At 60.0% G+C, this 22,585-nt stretch carries 25 protein-coding genes; 14 read left to right on the top strand and 11 right to left on the bottom strand.

Annotated features, from left to right (window positions below; all coding sequences use genetic code 11):
- Nucleotides 1-242 precede the first annotated feature (242 nt).
- The 6 genes from O0882_RS08985 (at nucleotide 243) to O0882_RS09010 (ending at nucleotide 4,680) form a co-directional block, all read left to right on the top strand.
- Entirely contained in the window at nucleotides 243-848 is a 606-nt protein-coding gene (locus O0882_RS08985) for a DUF6624 domain-containing protein (RefSeq protein ID WP_289947160.1), read from the top strand.
- A 122-nt stretch (nucleotides 849-970) separates the two neighbouring features.
- The gene (locus O0882_RS08990) at nucleotides 971-1,276 is read left to right on the top strand and encodes a cyclic-phosphate processing receiver domain-containing protein (RefSeq protein WP_211549638.1); all 306 of its coding nucleotides are present in this window, start codon (nucleotides 971-973) and stop codon (nucleotides 1,274-1,276) included.
- A gap of 369 nt (nucleotides 1,277-1,645) precedes the next feature.
- Nucleotides 1,646-2,155, top strand: a complete 510-nt coding sequence (locus tag O0882_RS08995; protein WP_289947164.1) for a hypothetical protein — start codon at nucleotides 1,646-1,648, stop codon at nucleotides 2,153-2,155.
- Nucleotides 2,156-2,202: 47 nt separating this feature from the next.
- Nucleotides 2,203-2,562 (top strand): hypothetical protein, encoded by a 360-nt coding sequence (locus tag O0882_RS09000; protein WP_289947166.1) that lies wholly within the window; start codon nucleotides 2,203-2,205, stop codon nucleotides 2,560-2,562.
- A 117-nt stretch (nucleotides 2,563-2,679) separates the two neighbouring features.
- A complete protein-coding gene (locus O0882_RS09005) occupies nucleotides 2,680-3,231 on the top strand; it encodes a hypothetical protein (protein WP_289947168.1) in 552 nt (183 codons plus the stop codon).
- Nucleotides 3,232-3,330: 99 nt separating this feature from the next.
- Nucleotides 3,331-4,680: an IS1182 family transposase gene (locus tag O0882_RS09010; RefSeq protein WP_289947170.1), complete on the top strand. Its 1,350-nt coding sequence runs from the start codon at nucleotides 3,331-3,333 to the stop codon at nucleotides 4,678-4,680.
- A gap of 298 nt (nucleotides 4,681-4,978) precedes the next feature.
- On the opposite strand, the gene O0882_RS09015 is transcribed toward O0882_RS09010, so the two are convergent.
- Together O0882_RS09015 and fusA are read right to left on the bottom strand one after the other, a co-directional pair.
- On the bottom strand, nucleotides 4,979-5,509 hold the full coding sequence (locus tag O0882_RS09015; RefSeq protein ID WP_289947171.1) for an SRPBCC domain-containing protein: 531 nt from the start codon (nucleotides 5,507-5,509) through the stop codon (nucleotides 4,979-4,981).
- Between the two features lie 81 nt (nucleotides 5,510-5,590).
- The gene (gene fusA, locus O0882_RS09020) at nucleotides 5,591-7,696 is read right to left on the bottom strand and encodes an elongation factor G (protein ID WP_289947173.1); all 2,106 of its coding nucleotides are present in this window, start codon (nucleotides 7,694-7,696) and stop codon (nucleotides 5,591-5,593) included.
- A 300-nt stretch (nucleotides 7,697-7,996) separates the two neighbouring features.
- On the opposite strand from fusA, the gene O0882_RS09025 reads away from it, so the two are divergent.
- Entirely contained in the window at nucleotides 7,997-9,115 is a 1,119-nt protein-coding gene (locus O0882_RS09025; protein ID WP_289947175.1) for a phospholipase A, read from the top strand.
- Between the two features lie 65 nt (nucleotides 9,116-9,180).
- Here O0882_RS09025 and O0882_RS09030 read toward each other — a convergent pair whose 3' ends face one another.
- The 6 genes from O0882_RS09030 to O0882_RS09055 form a co-directional block, all read right to left on the bottom strand.
- Nucleotides 9,181-9,378 carry a hypothetical protein gene (locus O0882_RS09030; protein ID WP_096235523.1) on the bottom strand — a complete coding sequence of 66 codons (198 nt, stop codon included), beginning with the start codon at nucleotides 9,376-9,378 and terminating at the stop codon, nucleotides 9,181-9,183.
- 163 nt (nucleotides 9,379-9,541) lie between these two features.
- The gene (locus O0882_RS09035; protein WP_096235524.1) at nucleotides 9,542-9,790 is read right to left on the bottom strand and encodes a hypothetical protein; all 249 of its coding nucleotides are present in this window, start codon (nucleotides 9,788-9,790) and stop codon (nucleotides 9,542-9,544) included.
- Between the two features lie 100 nt (nucleotides 9,791-9,890).
- Entirely contained in the window at nucleotides 9,891-10,814 is a 924-nt protein-coding gene (locus O0882_RS09040; RefSeq protein ID WP_289947179.1) for a methyltransferase domain-containing protein, read from the bottom strand.
- 252 nt (nucleotides 10,815-11,066) lie between these two features.
- Nucleotides 11,067-11,723 carry an ankyrin repeat domain-containing protein gene (locus O0882_RS09045; RefSeq protein WP_289947181.1) on the bottom strand — a complete coding sequence of 219 codons (657 nt, stop codon included), beginning with the start codon at nucleotides 11,721-11,723 and terminating at the stop codon, nucleotides 11,067-11,069.
- Nucleotides 11,724-11,739: 16 nt separating this feature from the next.
- On the bottom strand, nucleotides 11,740-12,519 hold the full coding sequence (locus O0882_RS09050) for a TatD family hydrolase (RefSeq protein WP_289947184.1): 780 nt from the start codon (nucleotides 12,517-12,519) through the stop codon (nucleotides 11,740-11,742).
- 81 nt (nucleotides 12,520-12,600) lie between these two features.
- Entirely contained in the window at nucleotides 12,601-13,233 is a 633-nt protein-coding gene (locus O0882_RS09055; protein ID WP_071077253.1) for a carbonic anhydrase, read from the bottom strand.
- A gap of 183 nt (nucleotides 13,234-13,416) precedes the next feature.
- Here O0882_RS09055 and O0882_RS09060 point away from each other — a divergent pair, with 183 nt between their 5' ends.
- The gene (locus tag O0882_RS09060; RefSeq protein WP_289947186.1) at nucleotides 13,417-13,776 is read left to right on the top strand and encodes a hypothetical protein; all 360 of its coding nucleotides are present in this window, start codon (nucleotides 13,417-13,419) and stop codon (nucleotides 13,774-13,776) included.
- A 70-nt stretch (nucleotides 13,777-13,846) separates the two neighbouring features.
- On the opposite strand, the gene O0882_RS09065 is transcribed toward O0882_RS09060, so the two are convergent.
- The 3 genes from O0882_RS09065 to mltG are packed head-to-tail and all read right to left on the bottom strand — an operon-like array spanning nucleotide 13,847 to nucleotide 16,544.
- Entirely contained in the window at nucleotides 13,847-14,875 is a 1,029-nt protein-coding gene (locus O0882_RS09065; RefSeq protein WP_289947187.1) for a DNA polymerase III subunit delta', read from the bottom strand.
- A 16-nt stretch (nucleotides 14,876-14,891) separates the two neighbouring features.
- Entirely contained in the window at nucleotides 14,892-15,533 is a 642-nt protein-coding gene (gene tmk, locus O0882_RS09070) for a dTMP kinase (protein WP_289947188.1), read from the bottom strand.
- 24 nt (nucleotides 15,534-15,557) lie between these two features.
- On the bottom strand, nucleotides 15,558-16,544 hold the full coding sequence (mltG, locus tag O0882_RS09075; protein WP_289947189.1) for an endolytic transglycosylase MltG: 987 nt from the start codon (nucleotides 16,542-16,544) through the stop codon (nucleotides 15,558-15,560).
- A gap of 176 nt (nucleotides 16,545-16,720) precedes the next feature.
- Here mltG and O0882_RS09080 point away from each other — a divergent pair, with 176 nt between their 5' ends.
- From O0882_RS09080 to tal, 6 genes are all read left to right on the top strand, one after another.
- Nucleotides 16,721-17,836, top strand: a complete 1,116-nt coding sequence (locus tag O0882_RS09080; RefSeq protein WP_289947191.1) for a folate-binding protein — start codon at nucleotides 16,721-16,723, stop codon at nucleotides 17,834-17,836.
- A gap of 7 nt (nucleotides 17,837-17,843) precedes the next feature.
- Nucleotides 17,844-18,134 (top strand): DUF4936 family protein, encoded by a 291-nt coding sequence (locus O0882_RS09085; protein WP_096235535.1) that lies wholly within the window; start codon nucleotides 17,844-17,846, stop codon nucleotides 18,132-18,134.
- On the top strand, nucleotides 18,125-18,862 hold the full coding sequence (locus tag O0882_RS09090) for an NRDE family protein (RefSeq protein WP_289947196.1): 738 nt from the start codon (nucleotides 18,125-18,127) through the stop codon (nucleotides 18,860-18,862). Before O0882_RS09085 ends, O0882_RS09090 begins: the two co-directional genes overlap by 10 nt.
- Before the next feature lie 211 nt (nucleotides 18,863-19,073).
- Nucleotides 19,074-20,081 carry a LacI family DNA-binding transcriptional regulator gene (locus O0882_RS09095; RefSeq protein WP_289947198.1) on the top strand — a complete coding sequence of 336 codons (1,008 nt, stop codon included), beginning with the start codon at nucleotides 19,074-19,076 and terminating at the stop codon, nucleotides 20,079-20,081.
- A gap of 30 nt (nucleotides 20,082-20,111) precedes the next feature.
- Entirely contained in the window at nucleotides 20,112-21,599 is a 1,488-nt protein-coding gene (xylB, locus tag O0882_RS09100) for a xylulokinase (RefSeq protein WP_354670258.1), read from the top strand.
- The gene (gene tal, locus O0882_RS09105; RefSeq protein ID WP_289947203.1) at nucleotides 21,599-22,546 is read left to right on the top strand and encodes a transaldolase; all 948 of its coding nucleotides are present in this window, start codon (nucleotides 21,599-21,601) and stop codon (nucleotides 22,544-22,546) included. The genes xylB and tal overlap by 1 nt, the downstream gene beginning before the upstream one ends.
- The last annotated feature ends 39 nt before the right edge of the window (nucleotides 22,547-22,585 follow it).

The following is a 22,585-nucleotide window of genomic DNA, read 5'->3' on the forward strand; positions in this document are numbered from 1 at the left end:
GGGTTGCTACCGGAACCTTGCTTTACACTCGCTTCCTTGGGGAAGCTCATGAGTTCGATTGGGGGCGTGCTGCCTTTGTCGGTATATTTTGCGCAACAATAGCTTTTATCTGGCCGTCAAAAAAGAATTAGGTTCAAACCTCACTTCGCTCGATAGCGTCTCAATTCGCTTCAGGGCGGAACCTGCCGACGACGGCAAGCGGCCAGGAGCGGACAATCCGGTACCAACTTGAAAGAATGCCAGTGCAGAAACGACTCGTTTTTTTAGTTCTTTTAGGTTTTGCCTTGCAGGCAGCAGCTCACCAACTCGACTGTGAAAATGTCGGCACCCACTTGAATGAGCTGGCCAGTGCGGACCAGCAAATCCGACAAGAGTCGAACTTGCTTGAGCAGAACCCTAAAAACACCGCCGCCGAAAGAGATGACCTGCAGCGGCGCTGGCGCACTATCGATAGCGAAAACTTGCAGCAGTTCAAGGAAATCATTGCAGCATGTGGCTGGCCAAAAACGAAGAAGGACAGTAACAGTGCCTGGTTGCTGGCTCAACATGCGGACAGCGACCTTGCCTTTCAACGCCTTGCGAGAGGGCTTCTCGAGGCGTCTGTCAAAGTCGGCATCGCAGCACCGCGTGATCTTGCCTATCTTGCCGACCGCATCGCTGCCAACGAAGGCCGTCCGCAAGAGTATGGGACGCAATTTTCAAAGTCGGATCGCTGTCATTTAATACTTGATCCGGTCGATAACCGAGAGCTGGTCAACCGTCGCCGCTTGGCTATTGGACTGCAAAGTCTTGAGGAATACGAGGCCGAAGGACGCAGGCGTTTTATTCCGCCTGATTGTCAAAGTTAAATGAATGAGCAGAAAAACTAATGACTGCTCTGGGGCGGAATGAGACTGTGACGTTCGGTGAATTCAGCTTGTAAGGTATCATCACGACGGGGGCACCTGCCACTATCTCCGGAGTATAAGAAATGAAGGTCTACCTCGACGACGAGCGAAATACGCCTGAAGGATGGACTCGAGTGTATTGGCCTGATGAGGCCGTATCACTATTGACCTCCGGTGCGGTTGTCGAGATCAGCCTCGACCATGATCTTGGCGATGATGAACGAGGCACCGGGTATGACGTTATCTTGTGGATTGAGGAAGCGGTCGCGTTGCGCGGCTTTAATCCTCCAATTATCTTCGTTCATTCGGCCAATAGCTCAGCACGTCAGAAGATGGAGGCTGGAATCGCTGCGATCCGCCGGATGGCTATCGAGCGTAAAGTCAGTTGACGGCCAGAAGCGGACGACTGACATGACCCTTCATTACTCAATTTAAGTATGCCAAGTTACGTAAAAAGACACTGGGACGAGACTAGAGGTGACAGGTACGATGCATGGGGCACGTCCTGGTGGTACTTTGAAGTCGATGGTGCGGGCTGGGTTACCCGACAAATTGAACAGTACGATTCTGGTCCGCAGCTTTGCTATAGTGCCGACAATGAGAGCGACGAATTTGGCGGGATATCAAAAAAACCTCTCGATTTATCAGAGCCAGGGTACAGTGCGATTTCCCATCAAGAGTTCGAATCAATTTGGAGAGCCGCGTAGTGCTTCCGTTTTCGGCCAAAAGCGGACCTACCCGCCCAAACTACAATTCTGATGAACATAGACGAACTTACTCGACGTCGCGTTGAAACCGCTCTTCTGGACTGTGATGGTTCGTGTAGAGATATCAACTTCGCCGAATGCATTTCGACATCTGGAGCCATTGACGTCTTAAGGGTTCTAGCATCATCTTGGACTTTGGTTCAGGCGATGACGGGTGAAGGCGATGATATTGCAAAAGCCGAGTTGCAAGGCAATCTTCGACAGGCATCTGGCTCGCTATCCACTGTTTGGAATGGCGGCAGCAACCCTGAGCATATCCAAGCGTACTTCCACTGGGATGAACCAGACAGAGTATTCTGTGAGATCACGTTTTTCCCCCAGGACTTTGAGGGCGAAACCTTCAAACTCATAGATTTCCTGTCGATGTTAAGCAAGTTGGCCTTGGCTGCGCGTAGTGCTGAGTATTATGTGCGCTACGAAGATGCATCTTGGCGTCACGGGCAGCATGAAAAGGATAGCGTGATTCTTTCTGATAGAGTGCTGTCGCTTTCACCGACCTGACGGGTGTCGGCCAGAAGCGGACATTGCACGACCTGTATCTATAACCCATGACAAACGACGAACCGCTCAGAAATTCGGATCTCATTGCGTATCACAAGGCAACCGGCTGCCCAGTGATGACGGCAAAGACAGCACTGTTATCAATGGAACCCTTGTTGCGGTCGAGAGTACTCAAGGCTGCACTAAACCAATCTGGAAAGAGCCAGTTGTACGACCCAATCGAAGATGAACCAGCGCTGTGGGAGCAAATTCGCGCTGCGAAGGAGGAAGCGAAGATCGTTGCTGGACCGGCAGTCAATCGTGGTCAATGTCACCGAATATGGTTTGAGCAAGAACGTATCTTGGCCGCACAGGGAATAGCCTGGTTCTCTCCGGCAGTAATGAATCCCTGGACGGTCTTTGATTAACGCCATGGTTCGCTCGGGTACGACTGCCTTGGGGCGGCACCTGCCAACGACGGCAACCGGCCAAAAACAGACGTAGGAATTCGTCTGCGAATCACCTCATAAAGGAGCTCTATCCAGATGGCTATGACATATCGATTTGCCGCCAGTCCAGAAGCCTGCTCTGAAATACTTGATTGGTTTCGTGCGCTCGCAGCACCCCCAGCGGTGACACTTACTGACTGGGGCGCTGCTCTGCACTTCAAGGATTTCGGTGAGATCAAGTACCGCTCTGACGGCTCGATTGATGACGATGCTTCGCCTTTGGCGACTGTATTGCTCTCCAAGGTTCGCCGCGACGTCATTTGGACCATCGGCGAGGTTCGATTTCTGACGACGCCGTTACGTCGTTTATATCCGGGGCTACACAGAATTAGTACCCAGTTCGCAAAATGGATTGAGGGGTTCGACTGCGTCTTTGCCAATGACGCCAAACGCGGATTTATAGACGGATTTGACTATTATTTAGAAGGCTCACTCAGAAATTATCTTGAGCCAATTTGGGCGCTGCCGTCTGGATTTGAGGCTCTGCAAAATGAAAGATATTTTGTGAGCGTGCAAGATAATGAATTTAAGGTGGATACGCTTTGTCGTTCGCTTCGCTTGCGTGGTGTCGAATGCTCCGCGACATAAGTAATGTCCGCTTTGGGGCTATTGCGTTGAAAAACTCCAGTTGAGCACGCGATCTTCACGATTTGCCGCTGTCTAAGCAAAGAAAAGACGGAGGCTGCGATGATGGGACGTCAGGAAACCAAACGGGAGCTGTTCGTCTTGATTAGTCTAAACGAATACGTTCCCGAAGACCATCTACTAAGAGCGGTGGACCAGTACCTCGACCTGAGCACGTTTCGCGAGAACTTGGCTCAGTCGTACAGCCATACCGGTAGGCCATCGGTCGATCCCGAGCTCATGGCCCGCATGCTGATCATTGGCTACTGCTATGGCATACGTTCTGAACGGAGGCTGTGCGAAGAAGTCGGCATGAATCTGGCTTACCGCTGGTTCTGCCGGTTGGGTCTGAAGGACAAGGTGCCGGATCACTCAAGTTTTTCCAAAAATAGACACGGCCGCTTTCGCGATCACGATGCATTTCGCCAGCTATTCGATGCGGTTCTTCGACGTTGCATGGCAGAAGGCCTGGTACAGGGCGAGGGGTTTGCAACCGACGCCAGCATGATCAAGGCTGACGCCCAGCGGCAACGTTCCTGTTCAGGCGATTCCGCTATCGATTGGGGTGATCCTGAGCAGGCAAGTCGACCGGTGCGAGAATATCTGGCAGCTTTGGAGCAAGCGAATCCAGTGCTGCCCAAAAGAATCTCGCTGACGGATCCGTCTGCAACCTGGACTGCCGCTGCAGGGCCGGCTATTTTTGCTTACTCAACAAATTACCTGATCGATTTGAAAGCGGGAATGATTGTCGATGTCGAGGCATCAGCCGTAAACAAGATAGCCGAGGTCGAAGCGACCAAAACGATGATCAACCGGGTTGAGGAGAAATTCGCTATCAAGCCACAGCGATTGGTGGGCGATACGAATTACGGTGTGGCTGCAATGCTGGGATGGCTGGTCGATGAAAAGAAGATCGCCCCACACGTCCCTGTCTGGGATAAATCCGAGCATCACGACGGCACTTTCAGCCGTACCGATTTCATCTTCGATGGAGAAAACAATCGTTATGTTTGCCCTGCTGGCAAGTACTTGAAACCTGCTCAGCGTAGCCTGCAGAAAAACCCATTTCGCTATCGGGCCAGCCTGTATGACTGCCAAGCCTGCCAGCTCAAATTGAAATGCTGTCCCAACATGAACATCCGTAAAATCGACCGTAGCCCGCATGAACCTGCACGCGACGTGGCGCGAGCCATTGGCAAGACAGACGCTTATCGACAATCGCGTAAAGAACGGAAAAAGGTCGAGATGCTATTTGCTCACCTCAAACGCATCCTTAAACTCAGCCAATTGCGCTTGCGTGGCCCCAGCGGTGCCCACGATGAGTTTCTGCTGGCGGCGACGGCACAAAATCTGCGGAGAATGGCCAAAAAGCTGCTTCCGCCAAAACAGAAGGTGACACTAGTGATGAGCTAAGCGAGCCCAGCACCGCCACTGCGTACAATTTTCCTGTACATTTATTGCATTGTGACAGGTCTTGACCAAGAGTTTTTCAACACAATAGGGCGAATGCAGACGTCCCTCAACCGCGAACCGGCAACGACAGCAAGAACTCGCCCGCGCCCAAAACAAAGGCTCCCCGGGCCCAGCGAGCCTGAAAAATGGCCAGGGCAAGGCGCGCGGGCGAAGACAGTACGCTTAGTACGGCGAGCCCAAGCAACGCAGCCATGGCCGTTTTCTCAGGCCCGCGACTCCGGCCCGCTGTTCTTAAATATTACTGAACACGGGCAAGATACTGGGCCAGCTGGCCAAACGTCGCCTTGAACCCCTGCTTCATCGACTCAAACCCCTGCCTGAACGTCTCATGCTGCTCATCCGTCGCCTTGTGCGGCGTTGACCTTAACGTCATCGTCGTCTTGCCATTTTCCTCGGTGAGGGTCATGGTATTGAACGATTCCAGCGGCCAGGTGGCGCTGACGGGGTGCTGCACGGCATTGCCCTGCTTGTCGGCAAACGACAGGATCGAGACGATGCGTTCAGGCGCTTCGATGGCCTGGTAGGTGAACTTGCCCCACATTTCGTAGCCATTGTCGGCGCGCATGCCGTAATGAAAAATGCCGCCCGGCTGCAAGTCCAGCGCCAGCACGCTCAATTCGAAGCCGACGGGGCCCCACCACTGGGCCAGGCGCTCCGGTTCCACCCACGACTGGAACACCAGTTCGCGCGGCGCGTCGAAAGTTTGCGTGATGACAAAGTCGCTGCTGTCGCGGTGCTGTCCTTCCTGCTTCTGTTCTGCGGTGCTCATGCTCTCTCCCTGTGTTGGTGAACTGGCCCTTAATGTACCAGCGGCACCGATAAACGGGAAGGCCCGCACGCCCGGCGGCCGCTACCGCGTCTTGCCTGCCGCCACCTGGTCGAGGATATGCTTGGGCACGGCCGCATAGTGCTTGAATTCCATGCTGTAGGTTGCGCGGCCCTGGGTCAACGAACGCAGGGTGGTGGAATAGCCGAACATTTCGGCCAGCGGCACCAGGGCCTTGACGATGCGCCCCGCGCCGCCGGGGATGTCGTCCACACCTTGCACCATGCCGCGCCGGGCCGTCAAATCGCCCATGACGTTGCCCATGAACTCTTCCGGCGTTTCCGCCTCCACCTGCATCATCGGTTCCAGCAGCACGGGATGCGCCTTGCGCATCCCATCCTTGAAGGCGATGGAGCCGGCCATGCGAAACGCGTTTTCATTCGAATCGACGTCATGGTAGGAACCGAAGGTCAACGTTGCCTTCACGTCCACCACCGGATAGCCGGCCAGCACGCCGGCCTTCAAGGTTTCGACGATGCCCTTGTCGACGGCGGGAATGAATTCGCGCGGCACCACGCCGCCCTTGATGGCGTCGACGAACTGGTAGCCCGTACCTGGCGGCAAGGGTTCCAGTTTCAGCACCACGTGGCCGTACTGGCCCCGTCCGCCTGACTGCTTGACGAACTTGCCCTCGATATCGTCCACCGTGCGCGTGATGGTTTCGCGGTACGCCACCTGCGGCTTGCCCACGTTCGCTTCCACGCCGAATTCACGGCGCATGCGGTCGACCAGAATTTCCAGGTGCAACTCGCCCATGCCCGACATGATGGTCTGGCCCGATTCCTCGTCCGTATGCACCCTGAACGACGGGTCTTCCTGCGCCAGGCGGTTCAGGGCGATGCCCATCTTTTCCTGGTCCGCCTTGGTCTTTGGTTCGACCGCCTGGGAAATCACGGGTTCCGGGAAAATCATCTTTTCCAGCACGATGATGTGGTCGATGGCGCACAGGGTGTCGCCCGTGGTGACGGCTTTCAGGCCCACGGCGGCGGCGATGTCGCCCGCATACACTTCCTTGATTTCCTTGCGCTCGTTCGCATGCATCTGCAGGATGCGCCCCAGCCGCTCGCGCGCGCTCTTGGTGGGGTTGTAGACCATGTCACCCGAGTTCACGACGCCTGAATACACGCGGAAAAAGGTCAGTTGCCCCACGAACGGGTCCGTCATGATCTTGAAGGCCAGCGCGGCAAAGTGCTCCTCATCCGTCGGATGGCGCTCCACCTCGTTGTCGTGCTCGTCGTGGCCCATGATGGGCGGCACTTCCATCGGCGACGGCAGGTATTCGATGACGGCGTCCAGCATCGCCTGTACGCCCTTGTTCTTGAAGGCGCTGCCACACAGCATGGGCACGATCTCGTTGCGGATGGTGCGCGCGCGCAAGGCTTGCTTGAGTTCCGCTTCCGTGAACGTATCGCCATTCAGGTAGCGTTCCGTCATCTCGGTGGTGGCCTCTGCCGCGTGCTCGACCATGTGGTCGTGCCATTCCTGCGCCTGTTCCCGCAGGTCGGCGGGAATCTCGCCATAGCTGAACTGCACGCCCTGGCTGGCGTCGTCCCAGGTGATGGCGCGCATTTTCAGCAGGTCGATCACGCCCGTGAAATGCTCTTCGGCGCCGATGGGCAACTGGATGGGCACGGCCACGCCTTTCAGGCGCTCGCCGATCTGCTTGCGCACGCGCAAGAAATCCGCGCCCACCCGGTCCATCTTGTTGATAAAGGCGATGCGCGGCACGTGGTATTTATTGGCTTGCCGCCAGACGGTTTCCGATTGCGGCTGCACGCCGCCGACGGCATCGTAGACCATCACGGCGCCGTCGAGCACGCGCATCGAGCGTTCCACCTCGATCGTGAAATCCACGTGGCCGGGCGTATCGATGATGTTGATGCGGTGTTCGGGGAAGTTGCCGGCCATGCCTTTCCAGAACGCCGTGGTGGCGGCCGAGGTGATGGTGATGCCCCGCTCCTGCTCCTGCTCCATCCAGTCCATGGTGGCGGCGCCATTGTGCACTTCGCCGATCTTGTGATTGACCCCCGTATAAAACAGGATGCGCTCGGTGGTGGTGGTCTTGCCGGCGTCGATATGGGCGCTGATGCCGATGTTGCGGTAGCGCTCGATAGGTGTTTTGCGGGTCATCACAATCTCCATGGCTAGCCCCGGTACGACTTGGTTTGCGCCGGTTTTCCAGTGTAGCAGACATCGATTTGGGCGGCACGGCAGCGGGCCGTTTACCACGCGTACAACACTTGCCGTCACGCGCACGCCAGGCGCACGGAGGCTGATTGCGGATTCGGCTATACTTCCCGGACTTTAATTTTTGAACTTTAATTCAACAAAGATTAATAAAAATCAATACGCACGGTGATTTATCGTGCAAGGCGACGCCGCCGGCATGCCAGCCCAGGTGCGCACCGAATGACATGCCCCACTCAGCCTATGACTATCCGACTAAGAAAAATAATTCTCTCCTCCCTGCTGGCGTCGCCAGCGCTGGCCATGGCCGGCGAACTGGAACAGCAAATGCAGCGTTGCGCCGTGCTCGGTGACGCCAGTGCCCGTCTGGGCTGCTTCGACACCCTGGCCAAGGCGGCGGAAAAGGCCACCATTGCCGCCGGCGGCGATTCCGCCACGGCGGCCATCACCCTGGCGGCAGCAGCCGAGGTCGCCCCCCTCACGTTTGTCAGCCCGCCAGGCGTCGCCACGCCGGACGCCGTCAACGCCGCCATTCCCGCCATCGCCCAGGCTGGCGCGGCGCCGCCGGAAGCGCCGATTTCGCGCACGCAACAATCGTGGGAACTCAACGATGCCTCGAAGCGCGGCCTGTTCAACTTCCGCCCGCACCGCGACACCTATCTGCTGCTGGCCAACTATAGCGACGCCTCGAACGACGAGCCGTTCCAGGATTTCACGCCAGCCGGCATCAAGAGCCAGCATGTGGAATTGACGTTCCAGCTGAGCTTCAAGATGAAGCTGCTGGAAGACATCGCCGGCACACCCATCGACATGTGGTTCGGCTACACGCAGCAAAGTTTCTGGCAGGCGTATAACCGCAAGGCATCGAGCCCCTTCCGCGAGACCAACTACCAGCCGGAATTGATGCTGATCTTGCCGATCAACAAAAATTTCGCGGGTCTGGAGTTCAATTACCTGAACTTGGGCCTGGTGCACCAGTCGAATGGCCAGACCTCGACCCTGTCGCGCAGCTGGAACCGCGTGTATGCGGAGCTGGGCGTGGAAAAAGACAACCTGGCCGTCACGACGCGCATCTGGCACCGCCTCGACAATGGCAAGACCGACAATGACAATATCGACATCACCGATTACATGGGACATGGCGACTTGCGCGTGAGCTACCGCAACAAGGGTCACGAGTATGCCGTGACGGCCCGCCGCAATTTCAGCAAGAAGCATGGTTCGATGCAGGCCAGCTGGGCTTTCCCATTGAAGGCCAACCTGAAAGGCTACCTGCAACTGTTCTCCGGCTATGGCCAGAGCTTGATCGACTACAACTATTCGCAGAAATCGATCGGCGCCGGTTTCATGGTCGACCTGTAAGCAGCACAGTGACAGAAATGAAAATGGCGCCAAGGGCGCCATTTTTTATTGTGGGGAAGTAAATTTCAACGCCGGCCGCCGCCCAGGACGCGCGCCGGCAGCATGACGATGGCGCGCAGCAATTCGAACACGCCTTCCACGCCGATGCCGATCAGGCGCAATGGCAGCAACAGCAGCCAGGCCAGCGGATACAGCACGAGCGCCAGCAAGGCCAGGGGCCAGCACACCAGCAAGAGCAGCAGCCACAGCACGAATCCCAGCATCGCGTTCCCCTCGAATAAAATGTGCGGAGCAAGCCGTGCTTGCCCCGCTACCGTGACAGCACTATAGTAAGGCGCCGCCACGGCGGCAACAGCCATGCGATGAACTGCACAATGCGGGGATGGACTGGGTAAAAACGGGGATGAGCGGTAGTTGGCGAGCAGCTTACTGGCCGACGCAAATCACTTTCGTGATGTACTCATGCGCGTTCGGCTTCTTGCTGCCGGCCCATTTGATGGCCTGGTTGGCCTCTTCGATGGTCAGGATGCTGGCCTTTTCCTTCGACTTGATGAAGGACACGCCTTCAAACACGCCTTCCTTGCTGCGCATTACCTTGGCAAACACGGGTGGCTTGGTCTCGCCATCGCTGATTTTGTTCTGTTGCACGAGGTAACGCTGATCGATCTGTTCCATGATAATAAAGCTGTCCAGTGGGTAAAAGACGGAATATACCCTGAATGGACAAACGCCGCAGGACGAAATGCCTGCGGCGTTGCCTTTACATTAATGATACTTACGCGTAGACGGCGTTTTGTACTACCGGTTGCAAGTTGACATCGTAAATCACCTGCGCGCGGATCGACGCTTCCAGCGAGGGAATCGAACCGCCCGCGCGGTACTGGAAGCTTACTTGCAGCACGTCGCCCGCCTTCACGGCCACCGGCGTGGCCAGCGGCAGACACATGTAGTGGTTCAGCCAGTCGATGGTGGTCGAGCGCTCGGGCACGACGGCCAGGATGTTCTTGGTGACAAAACGCAAGGCGTTCAGGGTGCCGCTGCGCTCGACGACGAACTTGCCGTCGAAACCAAACACGCTGTCCGTCGGTTGGCTGAAGTCGATGATGCTGTACACGGACGGCGGCGCCAGTTCCTGCACGCCCGGGTGGATGGCCGCGGTTTCCTGGAACTGCACGATGGGCGCGTAAAAGCCCTCGAAGTCGTATTCCTGCTGCATGGGCTGCACGGCCATGATGACGGCTTCGGGCAGGAAGATGGGCAGCGGGCCGCCGAAACGGGCCAGGTAGCGGCGCTTGAACGATTCGATCACTTCCACCTGCTTTTCGCGCAGCATGCCGACATGGATCATTTCGCAAATGACCACGTCGACGGGCTCGGGCGGCAGGTATTCAAAGGCGTCCGCGTGGACGACTTCGACTTTTTCCCCGTTGGGATTGAGCGCCAACATCTTGCGCGCTTCCTTGACCATGTCGGGATTGAACTCCACGCACCACACCTTGTCGGCGCGCGCGGCGGCAAACCACGACAGCACGCCCGTGCCGCCGCCCAGTTCCAGCACCTTCATGCCGGGTTTTACCGCGTAATCGATCGCCGACTTGAACCCGTGCATGCGGTTCTGGTCCATCAACATATTGTGATGGTAATGGACGGGGATAAATTGCCCCAGGTAACAACTCTCGATTTCTCGTTCATTCAGCATGTCTGTCCTCTTGGAGTCTGGCTCCGATGGCCGATCGGTTTTGTCATTCCAGAAAGCAGTGATATCGCACGGGCTGCGCGCGGGGCGGCGACAATACAGCCGGCGCCTGACGGTGGTGTGATGGCCCATGCGACGATCTCCTGATTAATGCGACACGCTCATTATCGTTAATCGGCAAGGAGAACAAAGGGCTGAGGTGAGAGGCAATTCCATGCCAGTTTCAGCGCTGGCATGGAAAATATTGCTAGAAGTTTACTTTCGTCCCGCGCGCGCCTTCTGTGCCGCTTCGATGATGGCCACCACGCCGGGCTTGTCGCCCGCCTGCGCGAACTGCGCGGCCGTCCAGCCGTGATCGCTTTTCAGACTGGCGTCCGCGCCCCAGGACAGCAGCAGCTTGACGGCGCCCTCCTGCCCTTCGCGGGCGGCGAACATCAGCGGCGTGACGTTGGCCGGCGCGCGCGCATCGACCACGGCGTCGCGCTCCAGAAAAATCTTCATGATGGGCAAGTCGCCGGCCGAGGCCGCATAGTGCAACGCCGTCCAGCCGCTCTGGTTGACCTTGGCGCCCTTGGCCAGCAAGGCGTTCACGGCCTCCTGCTTGTGCTTGTAGGCCGCCATCATCAGCGCCGTGTTGCCATTGGCCGAGCGCGCTTCGATATCGATGCCGGGTGTGTCGAGCAGCAGCTTGAACACTTTGTCCGCATCGTCGCGCAGAGCCAGCACGAGGGGAATGTCGCCCCGCTGCGTATCAGGCTGGTTCGGATTCATGCCCTCAAGCAGCATGCCGCGCACGCCGCTGGCGTTGTTGACGGACACGGCGCGGAAGAAGCTGTCCGGATCCGGATCCGGCGCCGCGTAGCTGCTGCCTGCGCAGCACAGCAGCATCGCCAGCGCGAGTTTTTTCATCATGGTTAACCTTAAGAAGTTACGGCAACTGATTGAATAGCTTAAAGAAATTATCCGTCGTCTGCTGCGCTACCTGGGCCAGGGGAATGCCTTTCAGGGTCGACAGGTATTCCGCCACATGGGCCACGTAGCCCGGTTCGTTCATGCGGCCGCGGAACGGTACGGGCGCCAAGTACGGCGAATCCGTCTCGATCAGGATGCGCTCGAGCGGAACTTCCAGCGCCACGGCTTGCAAATCCTTGGCGCTTTTAAAGGTGACGATGCCGGAAAAGGAAATATAGAAACCCATGTCGATGGCGGCGCGCGCCACTTCCAGGGATTCCGTAAAGCAATGCATGACGCCGGCCACGCCGCCGTCGGATACGCCCGCACCCTCTTCACGCATGATGCGGATGGTGTCTACACTGGCCGCTCTGGTGTGAATAATCAAGGGCTTGCGCGTGATTCTTGACGCCTTGATGTGCGTGCGAAAACGCTCGCGCTGCCATTCGAGGTCGCCCGTCAGGCGAAAATAGTCGAGGCCCGTCTCGCCGATGGCGATGATCTTCGGGTGATCGGCCAGCCGCACCAGGTCTTCCACGGACGGTTCAGGCGTGTCTTCGTAGTCGGGATGCACGCCGACGGAAGCGAAAATGTGCGGATACTGCTCGGCCAGGGCCAGCACCTGCGGGAAGTCCGGCAAGTCGACGGACACGCACAGCGCGTGCGTCACCTTGTTCTCGGCCATCTTGGCGAGGATCTCGGGCATGCGAGCGGCCAGCTCGGGGAAATTGATATGGCAATGGGAATCGATATACATAAGGCGGGATTGTACCGGAGGGAGCAAAAACTGGCAGGGGAAGCGCTGGGCGCAGCCCCCCTGCCTTGGCGGTGCGGATGCTTATAGCTGGGAGGCCGGGTGTTCCGCCAGCGGAACGAAGTTGCCGGTCGACTCGTCGAGCGCGTCGAGGGAACCGTTCTCGATGTCGTACACCCAGCCGTGCAGGGTCAGCCGGTTTTGCGCCATGGCCAGCGCCACCGAGGGATGGGTACGCAGGTTATTCAGTTGCGCCACCACGTTGGCGCGCACCATGCCGTCGATGCGCGACTGTTCCGTCGGATGCTCGACCGACTCGTTGATCATGCGCGCCGCGTCGGCATGGTGCAGCCAGCTGCGTACGGCAGGCATGTGGTCCAGGCAGGCGCAGGTGGCGATCGCCTTCATCGCACCGCAATCGGAGTGGCCGCAAATGACGATATCGCTCACGTTCAGGGCCGACACGGCAAATTCCACCGTGGCGCTCACGCCGCCCGGTTCCGGGCCATACGAGGGCACGATGTTGCCCGCGTTGCGGATTACGAAGAGCTCGCCTGGCTCGCGCTGCGTCACCAGCTCCGGCACCATGCGGCTGTCCGAGCAGGAAATGAACAGGGCCTTCGGGGTTTGTCCCGTGGCCAGGGTCTTGAATAACTCGCGGCGCGCGGGAAAAACCTCTTTTTGGAAGCGTAGAAATCCAGCAATAATGTCGCGCATAAATAAATAGAATGGTTGGCAGAGCCGATATTATCGCTGATCTGGCGCCTGGCTGGCCTTATTCTGAGTCGGTCCCGGGCGTGGCAAACGGCCATGGCGCCCTGGTCAAAAAAGTTGTCAAGATGTATAGTGAGCGGCCGGTGCGCAGCCATGGGGTTGCGCGCGGAAACGTGGAGAGTGTTCATGCTGAAAGTTGCCGGCCCTTTGATACTGCTGGCCTGCCTGGCCCTGACAACGCCTGCGCATGCGCAAGACAAACGCGACATACCCAAGGCCATCCCCGAGGCGGGCTTGTGCGCACCCGTGTGCGCATCGGCACGCCAGGATTGCCGCGCGCAAGCGCAAGGCGCGACGGAAAACGACACCAGTCCCATCTTGTCGATGAAACCCAGCAGCAATCCCTACGTTGCCGCCGGCAGGAATGTCGACGCGCAAGCGGAGCAGCTGCGCCCCACCGAAGCCCAGGCCTTCCGTGCCCGGCGCGCCGAACGCCAGCAAGCGTGCGAAGTGCGCTACCGCAGTTGCACGCGCGCCTGCGGCTGAGTCACTCCAATCGCCAAGCGCGCCAAGCACCAAACAATCTGGATGAACTTGGCAACGTAAGTGCTTGATTCTATTGACAGCTTGATGCGTAGTCGAGCAGCATATCTTCCAGAAACAGCTTGGGCGACAAAGGATGCTCGGCGATCGCCCGGCGCTCGTTGGCAGCCTTGATGGCGGCCATCAGCCGACTGACGTTGATGCGTCCTGCCAGGGCTTCCAGCTCGCGCCGGTGGCGCGGGTAGTAGCGGATGGTGCCGGACAACTTGACGGAAAACACGTCGTACAGCCAGCGCTGCAAGGATGCCACCAGCGGCGCCAGCGGCGCCTTCTGCAATTTGTCCGCCGCCTTCAACGCCGCTTCCACGCCGGGATTGGCCAGCACTTGCAGCAATTGTTCCGTTTCTTCGCGGCCACCCGATTCGGACTGGGCCAGCGCGGCCAGCGGCGCGCCGCCCTGCTCACGCAGCCAGCTGTCCGCATCGTTCAAGCCCTGGGCCTTGAGCCAGGCCAGGGCCTGCTCGTGGCTGGGCATGGGCAAGGCAAACTTGCGGCAGCGCGACAAGATCGTCGGCAGCAATCGGTCCAGGCTGTTCGATGCCAGCAGGAACACGGTGCCCGGCGGCGGTTCTTCCAGGGTTTTCAGCAAGGCGTTCGAGGCGGGCGTGTTGAGCGCCTCGGCCGGGTACAGCACCACCACGCGCAAGCCTTGCCGGTGCGTGGAAATGTTCATGAAGTCGGCCAGGTTGCGGATCTGCTCGATCTTGATGTCTTTCGACGGCGTCTTGGTCTTGGCGCTTTTCTTCGCGCCCTCGCCCTCTTCGCCATCGTCCGCCACTTCATCTTCCAGCGCTTCCGGACGGACCCGGCGGTAATCGGGATGGTTGCCCTGGCTAAACCAGCCGCACGAGGCGCAGGTGCCGCAGGCATGGCCGTCGGCGCGCACGTCTTCGCACAGCAAGGCTTGCGCAAAATGCTCGATGAAGTCGGCCTTGCCGATGCCTTGCGCGCCATGGAACAGAATGGCGTGCGGCATGCGCGGGCGCAAGGCTTGCAATTGCTGCCAGGCGTCCTGCTGCCAGGAATACAGAGAACTGGTCATGTCATCTTCTTTTAAATCAGCGTGTTACAGTGCTTTGCTCAAGCAAAACATCAAGCAGTTGCGCAAGCTGCACTTGAATATCGGCAATGCTTTGCGTGGCATCGATGATGCGGAAACGCTCCGGGAACTGGGCCGCGCGGCGCAGATACTCGTTGCGCGTGGCGGCAAAGAAGTCCGATCGCTCCTGCTCGAACTTGTCGAGCTCACGCGTGGCGTCCAGGCGGGCGCGGGCCACGGCCAGCGGCACGTCGAACAAAAACGTCAGGTCCGGCTGCAGGTGCGGATGCACCCACGCTTCCAGCGCCTCCATCTTGCGCAAGTCCATGCCCCGCCCACCGCCCTGGTAGGCGAAGCTGGCATCGGTGAATCGGTCGGAAATGACCCACTCGCCACGCTCGAGCGCCGGCGCGATGACTTGCGCAATATGTTCGCGGCGGCTGGCGAACATCAGCAAGGCTTCCGTTTCCAGGTGCATCTTTTCATGCAGCAGCAGGTCGCGCAGCTTTTCCCCCAGGCTGGTGCCGCCCGGTTCGCGCGACGATACGAGGCTGACGCCCCGCTGCTGCAGGTAGTCGGCGACAAAGCCGATATGCGTCGACTTGCCCGCGCCATCGATGCCTTCGAAGGTGATGAAACGGGGTTGATAGTGTTGTGTCATGAAACTCTTGATCTGATAATGATATTAGCGCTGGTACTGGTTCACGGCGCGGTTATGGTCGGGCAAGTTGGCCGAGAACTGGCTGGTGCCGTCACCGCGCGCGACGAAATACAGCGCTTGCGTGCGGGCCGGCGCCAGCGCCGCCGTCAGCGATTGCGCGCCAGCGAGGGCGATCGGCGTGGGCGGCAAGCCGCCGCGCGTGTAGGTATTGTACGGGGTGTCCGCTTCCAGGTCGCGTTTGCGGATCTTGCCCTGGTAGTTGTCGCCCATGCCATAGATCACGGTCGGGTCCGTCTGCAGCAGCATGCCCGTTTTCAGGCGGTTGACGAAGACGCCGGCGATCATGGCGCGTTCGGATTTTTGCCCCGTTTCCTTTTCCACGATAGACGCCATGATCAGCGCCTCGTACGGGTTTTTATACGGCAAGGCCGGATCGCGCTTGTCCCACGCTTCGGACAGGCGGCCTATCATGGCCGTGTGCGCCTGCTTGAAAATCTGCATTTCGCTGGCGCCCTTGGCGAACAGATACGTATCCGGGAAGAACAGGCCTTCCGGCAGCACAAACTCGGGGCTGATTTTCGCCATCAGCTCCTTGTCGGACAGACCCACGGTATCGTGCTTGAGGCCCGGATGACTGGCCATGGCCATGCGCATCTGCCTGAAAGTCCAGCCTTCGATGATGGTCAGCGACTCTTGCGCGAACTCGCCGCGCGCCAGCTGCGTGATCAGGCGCTGCGGCGTCGTGCCCGGTTTCAGCTCGTAGGAACCGGCCTTGATCTTCGACGTCTTGCCTTCGACGCGCGCCAGCAGGTTGAACAGGATGGGCACGATGGGCACGCCCGCGTCCGCGATCTGCTGGCCGGCCGCATGCGCGCCACTGCCCGGCGTGATCGTAAACGGGATCGCCTCGCCTTCCGTGGTGATGGGCTGCTGCGCCCAATACACAAAAGTGCCACCGACGCCGATGGCGGCGATGACCGAACTGACTACAAGTTTTTTAAAGAAAGCCATTGTTCCGATTCTTGTGATGCGCTCGCTGGCGGGCAGCGCGCGCTTGTTATGATCGTTCATTTGTGAAGCAAGTGCGCGCAAAGCGGCGCCAACACTGGCAATCTTGCCGCTGCCGACGCGATCTGCGCGACATCACTATAATGAACCCGTAATGATAATGCTTAATCGCTGATCTAATGGAAATTATGAATAACTGGAATCAATTTTTAACCGCCCAAGGCGCCCGCCCCGTTGCCATCGATGGCGCGCCTGACAGCACAGCCCCCACCGCCGCCGCCCACATCGCCGATTTCGGCCAGTCCCTGACAGTATCCCAGCTGCAAGAAGGTTTTGTCGCGGCCATCACGGACCAGGGCTTGATCGGCTTGAACGGCGACGAGGCAGCCAGTTTCCTGCATGGCCAGCTGACCAACGACGTGGAACACCTGGACCAGCAGCAAGTGCGCCTGGCCGGCTACTGCACGCCGAAAGGCCGCTTGCTGGCCAGTTTCCTGATGTGGCGCAACGCCACCACCATTTATCTGCAATTGCCGCGCGCCATACATCCGACCATCCAGAAGCGTTTACAAATGTTCGTGCTGCGCGCCAAGGCCAAGCTGCACGATGCGTCCGTTGATGATGCCAATCAAGTCATCCTGGGCCTCGGCGGAAAGCAAGCCAGCGCGGCCCTGGCCGCCTGGTTCCCCACCCTGCCCGCCACGCCGTTCAGCAAGGTCGAGCATCCGCTGGGCACGCTGCTGCGCGTGGCCGATGCCTTTGGCAGCCCCCGCTATGAATGGCTGACGTCCGCCGCCACGGCGCGCGACGTGTGGCCGCAACTGGCGCAACAGTTGGCGAAAGGCGGAACTGAGGCCTGGCGCCTGTCGGAGATCCATGCGGGCATCCCGCAAATCACGGCCGCCACGCAAGAGCAATTCGTGCCGCAGATGGTCAACTTCGAGTTGTTGGGCGGCGTCAATTTCAAGAAAGGCTGCTATCCGGGCCAGGAAATCGTCGCGCGCAGCCAGTATCTGGGCAAGCTCAAGCGCCGCACCACCCTCGTCAGCATCGCTGATGCAGCGGCAGTGGCCGGTGGCGAACTGTACACCGTCAGCGACCCGGAGCAGCCTTGCGGCATGCTCGTCAACGCCGCGCCGAACGGCAGCGGTGGCATCGACGCCCTCGTCGAAATGAAGCTGGGGGCGATAGCGGAAGGTTCAAGCGCCGCCGGGGCCGTGCGCTACGGCTCGGCCCAGGGCGCCGCCGTGCAATTCCTGCCCATGCCTTACGTGCTCGACGCACTCGATTTGTGAGAATGCCATGAAAGATTTGTACATTTACTATCAGGTAAAGGAAGAGCACGCCCAGGCGCTGGAAGCCAGGGTCCGTGCCTTGCAAGCGAAACTGGCGGCCGCCTCCGGCGTGGCGCCGCAGCTGAAGCGCCGCCCGGAAGTCAAGGATGGCTTGCAGACGTGGATGGAAATCTATCCCGTCGTCGGCGAAGGTTTTGCCGAACTGCTGGCCAGCGCGTCCGACGAGGCGGGCTTGCTGTCATTGACGGCCGGCGCGCGGCATACGGAAGTGTTCATGGATTTGCCTCCATGTGCCTGATCGTTTTTGCCTGGAAAGTCAATCCGCACATCCCGCTGATTGCCGCCGCCAACCGCGACGAATTCTACGAACGCGCCAGCGCCCCCGCCGGTGCCTGGCCCGAGCACCCGCAAGTGTATGCGGGCCGCGACCTGCAGGCGGGCGGCAGCTGGATGGGCATCACCCAGGCCGGCAGCGGCGGTTCGCGCTTTGCCGCCATCACCAACATCCGCAGCCCGCAAGACCGCAACCCGGACGCCCCCTCGCGCGGCGCCCTGGTGGCCGACTATCTGGCCGGCACGATGTCGCCGCAAGACTACATCGCGCAAATCCGCCCCGGATGCCAAGCCTACAACGGTTTTAATCTGGTGCTGGGCGACGCGCAGACGCTGATCTGGTTTTCCAACCGGGGCGATGGCGATGCGCGCAATGGCCAGCCATTGGAACCGGGCATCTATGGCCTGTCGAACGCCCTGCTGGATGCGCCGTGGCCGAAAGTCTTGAAGACCAAGGCCCAGTTCGCCAGCCTGCTGTGCCAGGGCGCACCCGACGACGCGTATTTCGACATGCTGGCCGACACCACGCGCGCGCCCGACTTCCGCTTGCCGGACACGGGCGTGCCGCTCGACCTCGAGCGCGTGCTGTCCGCCGTCTGCATCGAAACGCCGGGCTACGGCACGCGCACCTCCACCGTCGTCAAATTGTTCCCGGATTCCCCCGGCGAACTGCATGAGCTGGTGATTCAGTAAGCCAATACTGGGGTCTGACCTGCCGGGTCAGACCCCAAATACCGCCACCACTGCCTCGGCATTACCTTCCAGTCACTGCTTAAAACGTTTGCGCGCAAAAAAAGAAAGCGCTTGCGCAAGCGCTTTCTTTTGTTTACGATAGATTCAAACGCGGCGACACAGCCGCACACTATCGCAGCACACAATAATAATAAAACCATCAGGAGACACCATGGCCACCATGGAAGATGTAGCGCGGGCGGCGGACGTATCGCTGTCGACCGTCTCGCACGTACTCAACGGCACCCGCAAGGTCAGCCCGAAAACCGTCGCCGCCGTCAACGCGGCCATGCAGCAGATCGGCTATGTGCCGAACATGCTGGCGCGCGCGCTGGCCGGCTCGTCGTCGGGCACCATCGGCGTGGCCATTTCCGCCTTCACCAATCATTACTTCAGCGAAACCGTGCGCGCCATCGAGGCGGCCTGCACGCGCCACGGCTTGATGATGCTGTTTTCCGATACGCACGACGATCCCGAACAGGAACTCAAAGTGGTGCAGAACTTGCACCAGCGGCGCGTCGACGGCATCGTGCTGGCGCCGTCCGGCGATCCGCACAACCGGGCCTTGGCCTATTTAACCAGCAACAAGATCGCTTCCGTGCTGGTCGACCGCATGTCGCCGCAACCATTTGACCAGGTGGGCGTCGAAAACATCGAGGCGACGGCCGAACTGGTCAGCCACTTGATCGCGGCCCACGGCCACCGCCGCATCGGTTTTATCGCGGGGGCGCCCGGCCTGTCCACGACCCACGAGCGTATCGACGGCTACCGCCTGGCCTTGCAGCGCGCCGACATCGTCTTTGATCCTGAACTGCTGCGCTCGGGCGACTCCAACCTGGAGCGCAGCGGCGCGGCGACGCGCGAACTGCTGGCCCTGCCACCTGGGCAGCGTCCGACCGCCATCGTGGCTGGCAATAACCTGATGACCATCGGCACCATGCATGCCTTGCGCGACGCCCACATTGCGGTTCCGCAAGACGTGGCGCTGGCCGGCTTCGATGATTTCGACTGGGCCGATTACTTCAGCCCCCGCCTGACCGTGATGGCGCAACCGCTCGAAGAACTGGGCGCCATGGCCGTCGACCTCTTGATCGACCGTATCGCCAATCCGGGCCGCGCCCAGCACGTACAACGCTTGTCGCCGACCTTGCGCGTGCGCAATTCCTGCGGCTGCCCCTGACCTTTTACAGTAAAACACATGCATCCAGCGATTTCCCTCGGTATCGACCTCGGCACCTCCGAACTGAAAACCGTGCTGATGGACAGCACTGGCGCCGTGCGCGGCCAGGCCTCCGTGCGCCTGGACGTGAGCCGCCCGCAGCCGGGCTGGTCCGAACAGTCGCCACAGGACTGGTGGGCCGCCTGCGTCAACGCGCTGGGCCAGCTGCGCGCCGGCTGGCCGCAGGACTATGCGCGCATCGCGTGCATCGGTCTGTCGGGCCAGATGCATGGCGCCGTGCTGCTCGATAGTAACGACAACGTGATCCGTCCCGCCATCCTGTGGAACGATGCGCGCGCCGAAGCCGAAGCGGCGACCCTGGCGCGCGACTATCCCGCGTTTGCGGACGTGACGGGCAGCCTGCCCATGGCGGGATTGACGGCGCCGAAACTGCTGTGGCTGCAAACGCACGAGCCCGACGCCTTCGCCGCCATTGCCTGCCTGCTGTCGCCAAAGGATTATCTGCGCCTGCGCTTGACGGGCATCAAACTGACGGACATGTCCGACGCGGCCGGCACCCTGTGGCTGGACGAGGCCAAGCGTGCCTGGTTCGCCCCCATGCTGGCCGCCTGCGGTTTGCGTGCGGAACAGATGCCGGCACTGGCCGAAGGCGACGCCGCCACGGGTACGGTACTGGCCGCCATCGCCGACCAGTTGGCCTTGCCCATGGACGTGGTGGTGGCCGGTGGCGGCGGCGACAATCCCGTCTCGGCCGTGGGCATCGGCGCCGTCAATGGCGGCGACAGTTTCATTTCACTGGGCACCAGCGCCGCCATCGTCAGTGTGACCGAAGCGCCGCTGGGCAACCCGGCCGGCGGCGTGCACAGTTTTTGCCACGCCCTGCCCGGCCGCTGGTATGCGATGGGCGCGATTTTATCCGGCGCCAGCTGTTTGCGCTGGGCCACGGGCGTGCTGGGCCAACCCGACGAGGCAGCCCTGCTGGCGCTGGTGGAAAGCGCCCTGCCGCTCGACACCGTCATCGCGCCATCCGCACCGCTGTTCCTGCCCTACCTGTCGGGCGAGCGCACGCCGCATAACGACCCGCAAGTGCGCGGCGCCTTCTTGCAGTTGGGCCATGACAGCACGCCGGCGCAGCTGGGCTACGCCGTGCTCGAAGGCGTGGCCTTTGCCTTGCGCGACGCCATGGCGGCCGTCACCTCGACGGGCGCCGTCGTTCCCCATTGCATGCTGGTGGGCGGCGGCGCGCGCAGCCAGTACTGGGCGCAGCTGCTGGCCAATGTGCTGGGGCGCGACATGCGCACCCTGCACAGCAGCGAACTGTCGGCCAGCCTGGGCGCGGCCAAGCTGGGCTTTGCCGCCATCGGAGATACCAGCCTGCTGACGCAGGGCTTGCCCATCAAAAACACTTTCCTGCCCGATGCCGCGCACAGCGCAGCCTTGAGCATCCGTTACGGCCGCTACCGTAGCCTGTTTCCCGCCGTGCAAGCCTTGCACCAACTCAGTGATAAGGAAGAGTAATGAATCAGCTGCAACAATTAAAACAGACCAGCACCGTCGTCGCCGACACGGGCGACTTCTTGCAACTGGCGCGTTTCGCGCCACAAGACGCCACCACCAATCCGTCGCTGATTTTAAAGGCCGTGCTGCAGCCCGATTACGCGCCCTTGCTGGAAAGTACGGTCGCCGAGCACAAATCCGCCTCGCTGGACGATATCGTCGACCAGGTGCTGGTGCGCTTCGGCCTGGAGATATTAAAAGTCGTGCCGGGCCGCGTCTCGACGGAAGTCGATGCCCGTTTGAGCTTTGACCGTGACGCCACCGTGGCCCGCGGGCGCCGCCTGATCGCCCTGTACGAGCAGGCTGGAGTAAAACGCGAACGCGTGCTGATCAAGGTCGCCGCCACCTGGGAAGGCATCCAGGCGGCGCGCGAACTGGAAAAAGACGGCATCTTTTGCAACCTGACCCTGCTGTTCGCGTTTTGCCAGGCCGTCGCCTGCGCCGACGCCAAAGTGCGCCTGATTTCGCCATTCGTGGGCCGCATCTACGACTGGCATAAAAAATCGCTGGGCGCGGCATGGGACGAAGCGGCGCGCAGCCTGTCCAACGATCCAGGCGTGCAATCGGTCACGCGCATCTTTAATTACTACAAGCAACAGGGCATCGCCACGCAAGTGATGGGCGCCAGCTTCCGCAACGTGGGGCAGATCACGGCCTTGTCCGGCTGCGACTTGCTGACCATCAGCCCGGACTTGCTGGCCAAGCTGGAAGCGCTTGACGCGCCATTCGAGCGCGCGCTGGGCGGCGACCTGGGCGCGGCGCAGCCGGCCATCACGTATGACGAAGCCGCTTTCCGCTACGCCCTGAACGACGATGCGATGGCGACCGAAAAGCTGGCCGAAGGCATACGCGGCTTTGCCGTCGATGCGGGCAAGCTGGACGCCATGATTGAAAAGTTAAGAACTTAATAGTTTTTCACCCGTAGCACCGTTTGTTTTTACAATAAA

Source organism: Janthinobacterium sp. SUN073 (assembly GCF_030397665.1).
In the GTDB taxonomy this organism is placed as follows: Bacteria; Pseudomonadota; Gammaproteobacteria; order Burkholderiales; family Burkholderiaceae_D; genus Janthinobacterium.

What these genes read in the sequence shown, in the direction of transcription:
- O0882_RS08990 (WP_211549638.1), top strand. Translation starts at nt 971, where the DNA reads ATGAAGGTCTACCTCGACGACGAGCGAAATACGCCTGAAGGATGGACT.
- O0882_RS08995 (WP_289947164.1), top strand. Translation starts at nt 1,646, where the DNA reads ATGAACATAGACGAACTTACTCGACGTCGCGTTGAAACCGCTCTTCTG.
- O0882_RS09000 (WP_289947166.1), top strand. Translation starts at nt 2,203, where the DNA reads ATGACAAACGACGAACCGCTCAGAAATTCGGATCTCATTGCGTATCAC.
- O0882_RS09005 (WP_289947168.1), top strand. Translation starts at nt 2,680, where the DNA reads ATGGCTATGACATATCGATTTGCCGCCAGTCCAGAAGCCTGCTCTGAA.
- O0882_RS09010 (WP_289947170.1), top strand. Translation starts at nt 3,331, where the DNA reads ATGATGGGACGTCAGGAAACCAAACGGGAGCTGTTCGTCTTGATTAGT.
- O0882_RS09015 (WP_289947171.1), bottom strand. Translation starts at nt 5,509, where the DNA reads ATGAGCACCGCAGAACAGAAGCAGGAAGGACAGCACCGCGACAGCAGC.
- fusA (WP_289947173.1), bottom strand. Translation starts at nt 7,696, where the DNA reads ATGACCCGCAAAACACCTATCGAGCGCTACCGCAACATCGGCATCAGC.
- O0882_RS09025 (WP_289947175.1), top strand. Translation starts at nt 7,997, where the DNA reads ATGACTATCCGACTAAGAAAAATAATTCTCTCCTCCCTGCTGGCGTCG.
- O0882_RS09030 (WP_096235523.1), bottom strand. Translation starts at nt 9,378, where the DNA reads ATGCTGGGATTCGTGCTGTGGCTGCTGCTCTTGCTGGTGTGCTGGCCC.
- O0882_RS09035 (WP_096235524.1), bottom strand. Translation starts at nt 9,790, where the DNA reads ATGGAACAGATCGATCAGCGTTACCTCGTGCAACAGAACAAAATCAGC.
- O0882_RS09040 (WP_289947179.1), bottom strand. Translation starts at nt 10,814, where the DNA reads ATGCTGAATGAACGAGAAATCGAGAGTTGTTACCTGGGGCAATTTATC.
- O0882_RS09045 (WP_289947181.1), bottom strand. Translation starts at nt 11,723, where the DNA reads ATGATGAAAAAACTCGCGCTGGCGATGCTGCTGTGCTGCGCAGGCAGC.
- O0882_RS09050 (WP_289947184.1), bottom strand. Translation starts at nt 12,519, where the DNA reads ATGTATATCGATTCCCATTGCCATATCAATTTCCCCGAGCTGGCCGCT.
- O0882_RS09055 (WP_071077253.1), bottom strand. Translation starts at nt 13,233, where the DNA reads ATGCGCGACATTATTGCTGGATTTCTACGCTTCCAAAAAGAGGTTTTT.
- O0882_RS09060 (WP_289947186.1), top strand. Translation starts at nt 13,417, where the DNA reads ATGCTGAAAGTTGCCGGCCCTTTGATACTGCTGGCCTGCCTGGCCCTG.
- O0882_RS09065 (WP_289947187.1), bottom strand. Translation starts at nt 14,875, where the DNA reads ATGACCAGTTCTCTGTATTCCTGGCAGCAGGACGCCTGGCAGCAATTG.
- tmk (WP_289947188.1), bottom strand. Translation starts at nt 15,533, where the DNA reads ATGACACAACACTATCAACCCCGTTTCATCACCTTCGAAGGCATCGAT.
- mltG (WP_289947189.1), bottom strand. Translation starts at nt 16,544, where the DNA reads ATGGCTTTCTTTAAAAAACTTGTAGTCAGTTCGGTCATCGCCGCCATC.
- O0882_RS09080 (WP_289947191.1), top strand. Translation starts at nt 16,721, where the DNA reads ATGGAAATTATGAATAACTGGAATCAATTTTTAACCGCCCAAGGCGCC.
- O0882_RS09085 (WP_096235535.1), top strand. Translation starts at nt 17,844, where the DNA reads ATGAAAGATTTGTACATTTACTATCAGGTAAAGGAAGAGCACGCCCAG.
- O0882_RS09090 (WP_289947196.1), top strand. Translation starts at nt 18,125, where the DNA reads ATGTGCCTGATCGTTTTTGCCTGGAAAGTCAATCCGCACATCCCGCTG.
- O0882_RS09095 (WP_289947198.1), top strand. Translation starts at nt 19,074, where the DNA reads ATGGCCACCATGGAAGATGTAGCGCGGGCGGCGGACGTATCGCTGTCG.
- tal (WP_289947203.1), top strand. Translation starts at nt 21,599, where the DNA reads ATGAATCAGCTGCAACAATTAAAACAGACCAGCACCGTCGTCGCCGAC.